This is a genomic window from Chryseobacillus diguaensis (assembly GCF_049220665.1).
Classification (GTDB): domain Bacteria; phylum Bacillota; class Bacilli; order Bacillales; family Bacillaceae; genus Metabacillus_B.
Window position 1 is genome coordinate 252,307 of record NZ_JBMKNV010000005.1, and the last position, 13,829, is coordinate 266,135.

The following is a 13,829-nucleotide window of genomic DNA, read 5'->3' on the forward strand; positions in this document are numbered from 1 at the left end:
CTCCGGGTACTTGTCTAGCTGCAAGCTATACATTCTTCCTTTATTGATACCCTTGTATTATTTTTTTCGCTTTCATCAGCAAGAAGAAGCAAATTCAAGTAATTCTTTCTTTCTGCACGGTTTATTTCTTTCATCTGCAATCTTATTTCTTTTTCACCTTAATCACTGAAACTGCCATCTTTCATCCGCTTCATAAACCGGAAAAACTCCATTATTAAAATACTCAGGCTTAACCATAGGCCTCCAAAGGCATAGCCTCCTGAAATATCACTTGGATACTGCAGGTGAAAATAGACCCTGCTAATGCCGATAAACGCAAGAAGAGCGATAACAAGAAGAGGTATGGCGGTTTGAGCAATTGCCCTTTTTGAGTGTCTGACAAGCAAGTATGCGACAGCCCCATAAATAATAAAGGCCAATAGGGTTTGTTCATTTGGAAATGGCGAAGAATCACTTGCTGCCAATGCTGTCAGATCCGGATGAAAATATTGAAAAATTCGTCTTACCAATTCTTCGTAATAAACGCCGCCAGCAGCAGCTCCAGCAAGAAATATTCCTTCGATTACTCTTTCCCTGCCTCTGAACATAATCCAAATTAAAGAAACAGCAGTGAGAGAAATCAATACTCTTGGAGAGGTGCAATAATAGAAAAAGGACATGACCGGTTTCCACTTTTCATCAAAAACAAGCGGAACAATAGTATCGATAAATATATTAAATTTCTGAAATTCATTATCAAGGTAACTTTCTGAAAGACTAATAACTGAAACAGTAAAAAGAAGGAAAATCAGTGAAGCAGCTACCATAAGAATTTTCATTTTCCTTATCGAATGAAACCTTTTTACTCCTCTGCCCAGCTGATTTAAAAAATAAGATTCAATCTGCTTCCGATAGTTTTTGTAAATATATATCAGAGCAAATAGAATAATGGCAATCAGACTGCCGATCAGAAGATACTTTTTTATTGAGCTGTGAAATTGCTCCCATTTAGGCCCAAGCAGCTTCCCCAGTGATATAAATGAACCTGTCCAAATGAACGCTCCAATATAGGCATAAACAGCATATGTACGAAAAGAGGTCTGGGTCATGCCGGAAAAGTAGCCGGTAATATGCCTGATTCCTGGTATAAAGTAGGCAATAATCAGCAATTTGTTTCCATATTCTTCAAACCAGGAAGATAGTTTTTCAAGCCTTTCGGGCCCCATATGTACGCGATGGCCATATTTTTGGAAAAAGCGCGGACCTAGCTTGTAGCCGATCCAATAAGATATGGTCATACCGATGCATGCGCCAAGGGATGCAGCGCCAATGGAAAGCACCCAATTCAATTTATGCTGATAGATTAAAAAGCCGCTGTACCCCATTAGAAATTCACCTGGAAGGGGCAAAGCAATAAGCTCTAATAGAAGGGCAATAACCAGGACAGCATAACCATACTGTTCAATTAAACCCGTAAAAAACTGCATCATATTAATCACCTTTAACTGGCTTGCCGCTGTATTGAAACAGCATTGCCCCATTTATGAACCTTTTTAAAAGGATCGCTCGTATTTAATATAGAAAAAAGAGTTTTGATACAGAATAGCTCGCCTTATTATTGTCCTCATTTTATCAAAATAAAGAAACATTTACATTTTTGCCGAATTCCTTCTTCTGCAAGCTGTCAACTTTTTGGTTTTGCAGGGTATATAGGGAATAATAGCAATATACTCCATTTAAGAGAGAGGTTTTGCATTTGATCGAATCAAAAGAAGAATTGCTTGGTTATTTAAAAGAAATTGAAAAATGGGAAAAAGACCAAAAAGGCCTTTGGTTTTGGGAGCGCATCGGGAGAATTCCCTTTAAAATTCTGGACAAGCTGACTCCGGCTTTTATTCAGAATAAAATCAGCGCTGTGCTTGATGAATTAGGGCATTATCTTTAATCAGGCGGAAAGTACCTGACTCAAACGAAATGGGTGCTGAAAAAACTCCAGGAAGAAACCCCTTCAGAAACTGTTCAATCTATTGAAGACGTTAAAAAAGTTCCTCTCTCTTCTATGAAGAAGGTTTGCCTTAGCTTAATCACCAGCCGAAAAACTGCGGCAACACTGCAAGGAGCTACAACCGGTTTCGGAGGAATGTTTACACTGGCTGCAGACATTCCAGTTCTTCTTGGTTTGTCTCTTAAAACCCTTCAGGAAATTGCTGTTGCTCATGGATATGAACCAAACTCTAAGGAAGAGAGAGTTTTTATCGTCAAATGTCTTCAGTTTGCATCAGCAGACACGATAGGAAAAGAATCCATTTTAAACGAACTGGCGGCTTATCACAATAGAACTCCTTCGAGTGAAATGGTTTCCCAGCTTCAGGGCTGGCGGGAAGTGATTTATACCTACAGGGATAATTATGGATGGAAAAAGCTGCTTCAAATGGTTCCAGTGGCAGGAATGGTGTTCGGCGCATTTACAAACCGGTCAATGATTAAAGACATTGCTGAAACAGGAACGATGCTTTATCAAAAGAGAAGAACTCTCAATCGCTTGGAGAAATTGGAGGAATCTATTTCATTGCCTGCTCCTGAATAATGAATTGATAAAAATGAATGGTTGAATCGATTTAAACATGGTTTAATAAAACACCCCTAGCATATTAGTCATATGTTTAAGTTTATCTTCCTGTTTTTCGGGAATCTAATAAGCATAAACTCAGGAGGTGGTAAAAAATGGAGAACCAAACGAAAGATTCATCCATTAATGAAGAGAAGGTCACTTCAAAACTCGACTCTATGGGTAAAGAGGATATGGATCAAGTCCTTAGCAATTTTCAGCATTTCAAAGGTTATTTAGCTGACAAAGTCAGCAAAGGAGAAAAATTGGGGCTTAGTGAAGATGTTATGGCTACAGCAGCAAAAAAGACAGCTGATTATTTAGCTGACAATGAGGAGCCAAGAAATCGCGAAGAATATTTGCTGAATCAGTTATGGAATGTAAGCAATGAGGAAGAGAAAAAGCATTTCAGTCACATTCTGGTGAAACTCGCACAAGATGAAAAATAAGCTTGCATGCAAATTGAATCCGGAAATTCAGGAGTTACCGGACTGAAAATGCTTTTCATAAGAAGTGAACCGAACTGCTTTTTTTGAAAAGTGCAGTAAAAACTTTGTTTTATTCATACCTGCAGCCCTGCCTAAGGATGCAGGTTTTTTAAATCTTTAATTTTTTGGCACAGACCTTAATTTTACTTTCAAGCGTATCAGCCATTCCCAAAAGCAATATTTATTATAACTGCTGATATAGAAATTCTTTTTCATTTGTTTCTATAAGACAATGAACATTATACAGTTACTCCCACCCTTTTTAAGAAGCTAATCAAGTAACCTATTAAACCTCCTGCGATAGCAGGAAGAATCCATCCCATTCCTTCTTTATATAAAGGAATCAATCTCATTATAGGATCGAGCGAATTCGAAAGTAAGTTGTGATTAGCAAACTCGATCACGCTGTAGATTCCTGTAAAAGCAATCCCGGCAGAATAGACAGTCTGATGTTCGCGCAAATAAGGATACATTAATCCCAGCAAGATTAATACGACAATTACCGGATAGATAATGCTTAAGATTGGTGCAGAGACACTTAGGATCTGATCTAAGCCAAGATTGGCAATCAGCATGCTCACCAGAGTAAAAATAATGACCCATTTATGATACGCAATTTTTGGCAGCAGTTTATGAAAATATTGACTGCAGGAGATCACAAGACCAATTGAAACACATAAACACGCCAATATAAACAAGATCCCCAAGAAAACTAAACCAGTTTCTCCAAACAGATTATTGACGATAATGCTTAAGACACCTGCACCGTTTTTGGCATTTCCTGTTCCTGAAACCGACGCTCCCAAATAGGCAAGAATACTGTAAATAGATGCCAAAAGCACACCTGCTCCAATTCCAATCCAGATCATATTTCTAGAAACGCTATTTTGATTTGCAATGCCTCTTGAACGGACTGTATTGGCGATAAAAACCCCAAACACAAGTGCCCCAAGTGCATCCATCGTTAAATAGCCGTCCAGAAAGCCCTGGAAAAATGAATTCCCCTGATAAAGCTCAGCTGGTGCAGCAAACTTTCCACCCGGAATAAATAATTTTCTAATAAAAATAAGAGCGATAATGCCAAGCGTAACTGGCGCCAGGATTTTTCCAAATCGATCCACTAACTTAGAAGGGCTTAGTGAAAACCATAAAACAATGGCGAAAAAAACCAGACTGAAGCCTGCAAGCATAAATGGACTGCCTGCAAGAGTCACCGGTAAAAAAGGCTTCATCCCCATTTCGTAAGCAATTGTACCGGCTCTTGGAATAGCAAGGCCTGGTCCAATACAAAGGTAAATGATGATCGGGAAAATAAGGGCAAATAGCGGATGAACCCGCTTATTTAAATCCTCAAAACTTCCATTTACAGCCACTGCTATAACAGCTAAAACTGGAAGTCCTACTGCAGAAAAAATAAATCCAGTCATGGAAGACCATACAGATTCCCCTGCCGAATATCCTAAATAGGTAGGAAAGATGAGGTTGCCTGCACCAAAAAACATTGAAAATAACATAAAACTGATCAAAATAATTTCATTTCTCCTAAGAAGCTCCATTTTTCTCTCTTCCCTTCCTAATTAGACAGGCCAATACTCCTTTATCGCCCTAAAGCAAACACGCACTAAAAACTATTAATGTAGTATAACAACTACACAAGAGTTTTTCTACTATATTTGTAAAATACTAAAATTTGATAGTTTTCGGTGTGGTTTGCTGAATTTTATTTTCATAGAGAAAATAGAATTCAGTATTTTGGATGAGTATCTGTTCGTTATAAAAGAATTAGAGGTAATTAAATTTTATTGTATCTTTCCTATAAAGCATCACTCGCTGAAGAGAAAGCTATTGTTTTTAATAATATAAAAAGAAGTTAGGGTGCTCAGGGTATTTTTCCCAATACTTTAATCTAGTCAGCAAATTATAGGGGCCTATTAGAGACTGTAATAGGCATCTGGAACTTAGATTTCACTAAGCAAATCTTTAAGAATATTTCAAGATAGATAGCAGCAATCTATACCCAAACATCCAAAAGTAATAGCAAGCCTCTAGTATACACCTGGCTAACTCTAATTGATTCCTGTCTTTCAACACTGCAAAGTTCCATTTTATCGTTTATTTTATGCTCCTTAAAAGCCTTACTGCCCGGAACTGGGGTTTAATGTCCAAACTCAGCTTTTTACTGGCCGGAACCATCTTCTTAACCGAACTGCTTATCTAACAAGCCAAACACGCCTTCTTACAAGCGGAACTCAACCTGTTGCAAGCGGGGACGGAGTACACAAACAAACTCCGGTTTTATATGAACCAAGCATAAAAAAACCAGCACCTCCGAAGAAGTGCTGGTCTCATCTACACGTATCTCATTACTTGCCGATATAAACCATTCCTGCTGAATTATCCCTTGCTTCTCCAAGAACAGTGATCTTAAGACCATTGTTTGGAAGGATGCGTCCTGCGTCAGGAAGCAGGGAATCGATGTAAGAATTGGAATCACTGAAGCGTTTTACTCCAGGCAGGCTGTCAAATTGGAACAATCCTCTTGTAGGAGAGTTAATAGTGAAGCCAGGAGTCTTGTCATAAGAGAATGCTGCATCTGCTATTTGGTAGCGAGTGCTGTTTGCAACAGTTGGTTTTCCATTCAAGCTTCCAACTACAACATTCGGATGAGAATCAACTACACCAAGGAAGCCATATCCAGGATGGTAACCAGGGCCTGTCCAGTTGTCAGTGTAGCTTTCGTCACCATACCATACAACCATTCCAGTATTATATGGGACGCCGCGTCCATATTTCAATGATTCGTCAGAGCCCGCATAGTTTCTCCACTCGAGGTAATAGTAGTTGTCTTTGTAGAAGTTACCGTTAGATTGAATAAAACCGTTCAAAGTCATTTTTGGCGTTCCTTCAGCATCATCAGAGAATACAGTTTTGCCGTCAACAGTCAGCTCTGCATTATCAAGAGCAAAACCATCCATTGCAAGGCCTCCGTCTGTAATATAGTCAAACTGAAGCTTCACTTTCTTTCCTTTGAACTGGCTTAGGTCATAGGATTTGTCTACCCATTGGCCTTTTGTAGAATCAGCGCCATTATTCGTGTCTTCATCACCAATTTTATCAATCAGTGTTTTTGTTCCATCACTTGTAACTGCATTTACTTCAAGAAAATCATAATCATATTCCACATCGTAATGCGCTTTAAAGTTAAATGTCGCATTAGTCGCATTTGTCAGATCAAACTCAGGCGTGCTCATAGAGGTATGAAGGTCGTCACCTTTGTTGCTGTAGTAATACTTCTGTCCGAAAGCAGGTGCAATGCCTTTTACTGCTTTCTTAGGAAGATTTACTCTCACGATACCAGGGTTTTTAGATTTCGTTACAGCCTGGTCAATAACTGTTGCAACACCATGATTTTGCAGGTCATCATAGTTTACTTCAGCAATATTAGCCCAGTTGCCGCCAATTGTTTTCTGAAAGAACTCACGGTTTTGAGGTGAGAAGCTTGTTGGCTGTGTGCCGGCAATTTTTCCTGCCCAGCTTCCGCCGCTCATAATAGACCATGCTTCAACCGGTTCACCTGCTCCTGTATATTGTGTATCATACTCATCAGGAAGACCAAGGTCATGGCCGAATTCATGAGCGAATACGCCGACTGCACCGTCTTCAGGCTCTACTGTGTAATCGAATGCAGCCATTTGTCCCTTCCAGTAAGGAACAGATGCTGTTGTATTTGGAATAGCATAAGGCTGTTGGCCAATTGTCCAGCGGTGGGACCAGATCGCATCGTTTCCTAGTTTGCCTCCGCCAGCTTCTTGTCCAACACCTGCATGGATAACCATCAAGTGATCAACAAGGCCGTCCGGCTCATTGTAGTTTCCGTCGCCATCCAAATCATACTTATCGAAATGGTCATAATCTGATATATTCACACCAGCTTGCACCGCTGCATTTAAAGAATCCTTAATCAAGTCGCGAGGCCCTTTTGGACCTAAGTTATCATGACCAGTCTTAGCATCTGCGCCGTAATCTGCTGCTTTACCAGGCACTGTCAGCCAGTCATGAACCGTCCCCTCTACATCATAGCTTCCGCCGGATTGCTCATTATAGTATTGTTTAAATGTTTTGATTTTATCTCCATTGAACAGTTTGAAGTCTTTATCACCAAAAATCATATTTTGATAGTGCTGCTGATTAAAGTCACTTGACCACATATAGCCAGGTGTCTGGTCAATATTGTTGTGTTTATAATCTTGGAAATCTACTAATAATACAAGTACTTTATCAGTGCGAACAGATCCGTTATATTTGGCTTGTTTGGCAGGATCTACTTTTACATATCCATTGCCGCTGTTAGGACCTAAGTTCCCGTGGCCCTTGCGCTTAAATTTATTAAACGCTTCTTTCTTAGTATCCTTTGCTTTTACGTTCACACCATTCAAGCTTTGATCTTCTTGTGCTTTTGGGCCTTGTTTAGATTGTACATAATTCTTGATTGCTGCCTGTGTTTCAGCAACAGTGGCATTGTTTTTAAGCAGGCCATTTTTCTTTAAGGCTTCTGCAAGTCTATCCTCAGGGATTAACCCTGCATCAATAGGAGCAGACTCTGCTACCTGTTCTGAATTTGAAGCTGTCTTGGCTGATGCATGTGCAGCAGGCAGGAGACTTCCTAAAAAGAATCCGCCTGACAGCATGGCTGCTGCTGTTACCTTAGCGGCTTTCTTCCATTTTCTCTTGTTTCTCTCGATCGAACGTCTTAACTTTCTCAACTGTGAACCCCCTCCATTTTTTTAAAGAAAACGATTAATAATCTGGAAATTATTCTATTATTTTCTAAATAAAGAATATTCCTACAATATTATTATAGATTCTATCAGAATTTAATAAATAGTCCGAATTTTCTATTTCTAATAGATTATTACTAGTTATATCTATCTATTAATTCATTCTTTATTTCGACTAATGTTATTAATCTGTAAAAAAATTGGGGGATTTTGCATCCATTATTTTTCATTTTTATAAACCGGTCAATTACGAGGAACAAATATGGAACGGCACCATTTGCTTATGTTGCATTCATGAGGATTTATAGTCATTACTTTTTCTTTTTTACCTGAATTTTTGATACTTACAGCGAGTTTTGAGGAAAAATTATTTTCATGTGCATTTTTCGCACAAAAAAAGCCGGTATAAGAACCAGCTTCATACTTCTTCCGATTTAGGAAAAATCATTTTAACAGTTGTTCCTTCTCCTTCAATGCTCGTTATTTTTAAAGCACCAGCATACTTTTCGACAAGGCGTTTCGCAATAGCAAGCCCCAGTCCATGGCCTCCCATTTTTCTGCTGCGGGCTTTATCAACACGGTAAAACCGATTTAGAATGTATGGCAGGTCTTCTTCAGGGATTCCAATTCCATAATCCATTACTTCAATTGCAGCTGTATCTCCATCTTGATAGCTCCTCACAGTAATTTCTTTCTTATCTTCTTGTGAGTACTTCAATGCATTATCTAAAACAATGATTAGTACCTGTTCAAGATGCCTTGGATTTACTCCAGCATAAAGATCCGAAGACCTTTCATAACGAAAGATAAAATCAGGGTGGAGCATTTCAAAATTTCTTATCACATGTGAAATAGTGGTACTTAGTTGAATTGGCTTACTTTTTAACTGCTTCGCCTCACTTGAATCTGCCCGCGTAAGTTCAAGCAGCTCCTGAACGAGAGCGTTCAACCGCTCCGTCTCTTTTAAACTGGATTGCAGCGATTTATCCAGCACAGCAGGATCATCCTTCCCCCACCTGTTCAGCATTGTCAAATGACCATGAATAATTGCAAGAGGAGTCCGCAATTCATGTGAGGCATCCTCAACGAATTGCTTCTGCTGCAAAAATGACTCCTCCAGCTCGTCCATAAGCTGATTAAACAGCTTGCCTAATTGAGCCAGTTCATCATTCGTGTCATTTACCGGAACTCTTTCCTGCATGCCATTGACAGTAATTTTTTTCATGGTATCTGTCACAGCCTGCACATTTGAAAGCAGTTTTCTTGAGATAATGGATCCTCCCATAAAGCTTAAAAGGAGAGCGCCAATGCTCGCAGCAATCATCAGCAGATGAATTGTATCCGTAAAATCATCAAACGTTTCTAGGTTACTGGAAACTTCCACTGTTCCTGAAAATTGCTTACTATGGATAGGAGCCCGAAGAACCAGAATTCTGTTATCCCAATGCTGAATGACTTTAAATGATCGGTGGTCCGTGTGGATAGGCATTATATAGGACAAGTTCACCCCATCTGTCACACTTAAAATGGGAATTCCCTTTTTATTAAGAATTCGAATAGCCTGATGTTTATCATTTATCCCCTTAATAATAGAAGATTCTTCTTTAATCTGTTCCACATTGACCTTTTCCGAATCAGAGGAAAGAACTTGCTCAATTTCATTCAGCTGGTGAGTTAAACTTTGTTTTTCATAAGAAAACGTCCAGCTGTTTATCACAAAATATTGAAGAACGTTATAAGAAGCAAATAAAATAAAAATGAGCAGAGAAGACCATAATGTCAGCTTCCACCTTAACGGAAGGCTGTTCCATTTTTTCATGATCCGGTTCACTCTCTCATCACATATCCTGCACCCCGTACTGTATGAATATATTGCTCTTTATCCTCAGAATTAAGCTTATTGCGGAGATACCTTACATAAACATCCACCACATTTGTTTCGATAATGGCATCATATCCCCAAACCTTTTCAAGCAATATATCCCTTGTCAGGACTCTATTTATATTCTTCATAAAAACAGCAAGCAGTTCAAATTCTTTATTCGTTAATTCAATTGACTCCTGATCCTTCATCAAAATTCTGGACTCCAAATTCAGTTCAATATCCTTAAATGTGAGACTATTTTGATGGTGCTCTGTTTTTTTCTCTGCACGCCTCAATATGACACGTATTCTCGCCAACAGCTCCTCAATAGCAAATGGCTTCGGTAAATAATCATCTGCCCCGCTCTCAAGTCCCATCACCCTGTCCATGATACTGTCTCTTGCCGTCAGCATGATAATTGGGGTATCCTTGGAGGCTCTTATTCGTCTGCACACTTCCATGCCATTTAGTTCAGGAAGCATCAGGTCCAGTAAAATAACATCATAATCCTGCTTTTCAGCAAGCTCCAAACCGCTTCTGCCATCAAAGGTCGATTCTACTTCATACCCTTCATGCCTCAGCTCCAGTTCAACAAACTCAACGATGCTTTCTTCATCTTCTATAAGCAAAATTTTGTACATATCTATACCTCCTGCCATCGGTGCATCCATGAAAATATCAAACCTGCATTTCCAGTTCCTTCATTATAATATACATCCTTGGTTTCATGTTTAAACGGTTTTCTTATCCTTTGGATTTTCTCGCTTTCATAGACACAATAATCAAATAAATAATCATTCCTGCAATGGCTGCTGCAAGCACTATTTGCAGATAAGGTCCTGCAGAGTTCTGTGCATCCTTCCAATGAGGGCCAAGCTTTTTTCCTAAATAGATAAACAGCATGCTCCATGGAATAATCGCACCAGCTGTCAGCAAAGTAAACTTCCAAAAAGACATCCTGGCAATCCCAGCCGGAATGGAGATAGCATGCCTGACAACCGGTATAAATCTTGCTGTAAAAATAACACCGGCTCCGTATCTTTCAAACCAGCTTTCTGCTAAAGCCAGATGACGCTGTGATATAAGGAGAAATTTACCGAATTTATTTAAGAATGGCCTGCCGCCAAGCATTCCAATCCAATATAAGAACAGCTGCGCCGCCGTTCCTCCTATAGTACCTGCAATGATGGCACCAATAAAAGAGATTTCTCCTTTTGACACTAGATATCCGGCATAAGCCAAAACAATTTCACTTGGTATAATTTCCACCATTAATCCAAGCATGACGCCTAAGTACCCCATCTTGGAAAGCAGGATAAAAATTGAGCTGATAAAATGATTCATATTCTTTTCTCCCTCGCCTTTTTACTTTTTGATACTGGCGATTACGATCTCACTAGTATTCAGTATGCTTATAATGGAATGCATTAAACGAATATCTTCTATTATAATAGGCAGAAATGAGAAGAGGATGAAAAAATAGTAATAAAGTGAACAGAGAGAGGTGTGAACTTTTAGGAAAGTGGTGCTTTAGTTGTTTAATGCAGTTGGGGTCAGGCACTTCAAAAAGGTGGCTCCTGTCCCCTGTAACACTAAAGCATTGGGGGACAGAGGAAGGTCGTCGTAAATATTTTAATGACAAGGTCTTCAGAAAGCAGGGACAGGTCTTTTACCCTCTGCCATGTTGGGGGACAGGCACTTAAAAAGGATCACCTGTCCCCTATTGCTTTAACAAGTTTGGGGACAGGTCACCGTCCTACTCATCCATTGCCCTGTCTGTGTTTTGAGAGAAAAGGGACAGGTCTTTAACTCTATTAAGCATCAAGGGACAGGCACCAAGTGGTTAGTGGGGACAGACCCCCACCCACAAAAAACAAGCCCTCCACTCAAAAAAGTACACAGGGCTTATTCCCGCCTAAACATTGTTAGCTTCCTGTTTTCTCAGTTGCCGGCTTTTGCTGATCTTGTTTGTTTCCAGAGACAGAGCTTCTTTAACCTGTTGTTTGGCAGCCATGGCTGTTGCCTGCAGCTGCTTTAGCTTACCGAAATATTCATGCTGGATAAGTGTCTGGGCAATCACCATTGGGATTCTTTTTCCGCCCGGCGTTCCTATTCCTACCGTTTCATCCTTGCTGGATAAAATCGTTGGTGTGATATAGCTGTTTGGTCTCTTTACTGATCCCTGTGTATTCGGTGAGGAGGGGTTATTGCTGAAGAGGGTTAAGTCATTATTCAGAAAAACTCGCCTGTATGATTCCCTGATCAAAAGAAATTCCCTAGAGTGTTTGGAACGGAAACAACAGTACCTTCGCTGTCTTTAATAGCAAAATGAGTCGTATTGTCATAGTCTTTTATATCAGCTTCAGAGTCATTGATGTCTATGATAAAAGAAACCTTGTCAAAGTTTATGTCCTTTGCTTCCTGTTCAATATGGCTGGCCGATAGCATTTGATTTATATTCACTTTGGTGTGCGATGGATCCCCGGCTTTTTGTTATCTGTCCTGATAAGCCTGCTTGGTTATTTCTCCCGCAAGGTGAACATAATCCGTTCTTTAAATTCACCTTTATATAGCTCAGCCATTTTTAATATTTGGATTAGTGTTACTCCTCCAGTCGGAGGAGGTAATGTAAGGACATCATAATTTCCAAACTTTCCTTCAACAGGCTCTGATTTTTCAACCTTGTATTTCTTAAAATCATCTATTGTCACTGCGTCAGCACGCTCAGCAATTTTCTTGCCTATTTTTCCTCCGTAGACTGCTTTGCTCCCTTCTAAAGATTAAAAAATTTTAATTGTTTTTTAATGGAAGAAGACTAGATGTATACTCACCTTTGAATTTTTTTAAATTCTATAAGTAGTACGAAAGGATGATAGAAGATATTGATGAAAGGTTTCAAAGATATGCTTTTGATTATTTAGGTATTTATGCGCCTAAAATGTCTTAGAAAGTATATTTTCCAACCGATCATTCTTCACTTTACAAAACTTTATCTTATTATGATTTCTTAAAATTTTTTTAATCTCTTTCTCATTTTTCTTATTAACATCACTTTTGAACGAGCGAAAGCCGGTCGCACGAGAAGAACCAAAAAAGACTGCCTAAGGCAGTCTTTAAGTGGGTTGGTGGATAAATATGAATTTTACCTGTACATTTGGATAAATAGGGGGTTTTAGTATTTTTTAGTTAGTTTGGATTACTTTGAAAAATTGATTTCTAATTTAGAGTTGTTTTCGAATTTTGCGTCAATATCTGCTTTTGTCAATTCAGATGGCTTGATTCCCAATTCATTTGAAAGAGTTGTTAAATAAGCTTTCAAATCTGTGTTTGGAGCAGGTGCCAGCACTGATTTTAAACGGGCCATTTCAAGAAGAGCCTGAAGGCCTTTATACGATTTTGTGCCTTTGGATGTTTTTTCTTCGATTTTTGCTGTAACGTTTTCATCCTTAATCGCTAAGATGGCATGGAAGTATTCTCCATTTTTGCCTTCAAGGGAAACATCTAGATGATTTGGCAAGTAAGAACCAGCTGCTTCTTTGTTTCCTTTTTTGTAGGAGAAAGTAAGATCTGCATTGTTCTGAAAAGAAATTGCTGCTTTAGTACGCAAAACATCTGATGGTTTAACTCCAATAGCTGCAGAAAGCTTTTGAACAATTTCTTCCTTGCTCATTTGTTTGTTCAAATTAAGTTCTTTTACAAATTGAACAACTTTTTCCTTTGCCTGCTGTTCAGTGACTTCTACTTTTTTATTGCCAGACGCTTTAATAATGTGTACCTTAACTGTGCCTTTTTCTTGCGAATACTGAACGCTGTACCTTGCATCTTTAAGCTTTACATCAGCTTTAAGCGCACTTACACTGTCCAATAGCTCCTGAGCTTTTTGTTTTGCCATTTGGACTTGTTCTTTTGAAACGGAAGGCATGGTTTGAGCATGGCTGACACCTGTGAAGTTTACTGCAAGAGCAGCTGCTAATACAGTTGAAGTAACCAATTTCTTCATACAGATCTTCCTCTCACTATTTAGTTTTTTTGTTCATTTTGCGCTTTTTTCAGAGTCAGGCAGCTCCAGCACGATTTAGGCTGAAGCTGCAATTGGCTCTGAAAGAAAGCTT

The 13,829-nt window shown here is 39.1% G+C and carries 10 protein-coding genes and 2 pseudogenes; 2 read left to right on the forward strand and 10 right to left on the reverse strand.

Going from position 1 to position 13,829, the window contains the following annotated elements:
* Positions 1-158: 158 nt before the first annotated feature.
* Positions 159-1,469, reverse strand: coding sequence for a VTT domain-containing protein (locus ACOT8F_RS10875; protein ID WP_421651859.1), 1,311 nt, complete (start codon positions 1,467-1,469; stop codon positions 159-161).
* A gap of 269 nt (positions 1,470-1,738) precedes the next feature.
* Here ACOT8F_RS10875 and ACOT8F_RS10880 point away from each other — a divergent pair.
* Positions 1,739-2,566, forward strand: a pseudogene (locus ACOT8F_RS10880) (EcsC family protein).
* Positions 2,567-2,703: 137 nt separating this feature from the next.
* Positions 2,704-3,036 carry a DUF3243 domain-containing protein gene (locus tag ACOT8F_RS10885; protein ID WP_421651860.1) on the forward strand — a complete coding sequence of 111 codons (333 nt, stop codon included), beginning with the start codon at positions 2,704-2,706 and terminating at the stop codon, positions 3,034-3,036.
* A gap of 278 nt (positions 3,037-3,314) precedes the next feature.
* Here ACOT8F_RS10885 and brnQ read toward each other — a convergent pair whose 3' ends face one another.
* The 9 genes and pseudogenes from brnQ to ACOT8F_RS10930 form a co-directional block, all read right to left on the reverse strand.
* Positions 3,315-4,631: a branched-chain amino acid transport system II carrier protein gene (brnQ, locus tag ACOT8F_RS10890; RefSeq protein WP_421651861.1), complete on the reverse strand. Its 1,317-nt coding sequence runs from the start codon at positions 4,629-4,631 to the stop codon at positions 3,315-3,317.
* Between the two features lie 807 nt (positions 4,632-5,438).
* Entirely contained in the window at positions 5,439-7,763 is a 2,325-nt protein-coding gene (locus ACOT8F_RS10895) for an immune inhibitor A domain-containing protein (RefSeq protein WP_421651944.1), read from the reverse strand.
* Positions 7,764-8,271: 508 nt separating this feature from the next.
* A complete protein-coding gene (locus ACOT8F_RS10900; RefSeq protein ID WP_421651862.1) occupies positions 8,272-9,672 on the reverse strand; it encodes a HAMP domain-containing sensor histidine kinase in 1,401 nt (466 codons plus the stop codon).
* Between the two features lie 8 nt (positions 9,673-9,680).
* Positions 9,681-10,358, reverse strand: coding sequence for a response regulator transcription factor (locus ACOT8F_RS10905; protein WP_421651863.1), 678 nt, complete (start codon positions 10,356-10,358; stop codon positions 9,681-9,683).
* A 103-nt stretch (positions 10,359-10,461) separates the two neighbouring features.
* Positions 10,462-11,061, reverse strand: coding sequence for an undecaprenyl phosphate transporter UptA (gene uptA, locus ACOT8F_RS10910; RefSeq protein ID WP_421651865.1), 600 nt, complete (start codon positions 11,059-11,061; stop codon positions 10,462-10,464).
* A gap of 571 nt (positions 11,062-11,632) precedes the next feature.
* A complete protein-coding gene (locus ACOT8F_RS10915) occupies positions 11,633-11,983 on the reverse strand; it encodes a gamma-glutamyltransferase (RefSeq protein ID WP_421651867.1) in 351 nt (116 codons plus the stop codon).
* The gene (locus ACOT8F_RS10920) at positions 11,980-12,180 is read right to left on the reverse strand and encodes a gamma-glutamyltransferase (RefSeq protein ID WP_421651868.1); all 201 of its coding nucleotides are present in this window, start codon (positions 12,178-12,180) and stop codon (positions 11,980-11,982) included. The genes ACOT8F_RS10915 and ACOT8F_RS10920 overlap by 4 nt, the downstream gene beginning before the upstream one ends.
* A gap of 56 nt (positions 12,181-12,236) precedes the next feature.
* Positions 12,237-12,479: pseudogene (locus tag ACOT8F_RS10925) on the reverse strand (gamma-glutamyltransferase); the annotation flags it as partial.
* Between the two features lie 434 nt (positions 12,480-12,913).
* The gene (locus tag ACOT8F_RS10930) at positions 12,914-13,717 is read right to left on the reverse strand and encodes a YusW family protein (RefSeq protein WP_421651870.1); all 804 of its coding nucleotides are present in this window, start codon (positions 13,715-13,717) and stop codon (positions 12,914-12,916) included.
* Positions 13,718-13,829 lie beyond the last annotated feature (112 nt).

Excerpts from the sequence above, each read along its gene's own strand:
- ACOT8F_RS10905 (WP_421651863.1), bottom strand. The coding sequence starts at position 10,358 with ATGTACAAAATTTTGCTTATAGAAGATGAAGAAAGCATCGTTGAGTTT.
- ACOT8F_RS10875 (WP_421651859.1), bottom strand. The coding sequence starts at position 1,469 with ATGATGCAGTTTTTTACGGGTTTAATTGAACAGTATGGTTATGCTGTC.
- ACOT8F_RS10885 (WP_421651860.1), top strand. The coding sequence starts at position 2,704 with ATGGAGAACCAAACGAAAGATTCATCCATTAATGAAGAGAAGGTCACT.
- uptA (WP_421651865.1), bottom strand. The coding sequence starts at position 11,061 with ATGAATCATTTTATCAGCTCAATTTTTATCCTGCTTTCCAAGATGGGG.
- brnQ (WP_421651861.1), bottom strand. The coding sequence starts at position 4,631 with ATGGAGCTTCTTAGGAGAAATGAAATTATTTTGATCAGTTTTATGTTA.
- ACOT8F_RS10895 (WP_421651944.1), bottom strand. The coding sequence starts at position 7,763 with ATGCTGTCAGGCGGATTCTTTTTAGGAAGTCTCCTGCCTGCTGCACAT.
- ACOT8F_RS10930 (WP_421651870.1), bottom strand. The coding sequence starts at position 13,717 with ATGAAGAAATTGGTTACTTCAACTGTATTAGCAGCTGCTCTTGCAGTA.
- ACOT8F_RS10900 (WP_421651862.1), bottom strand. The coding sequence starts at position 9,672 with ATGAAAAAATGGAACAGCCTTCCGTTAAGGTGGAAGCTGACATTATGG.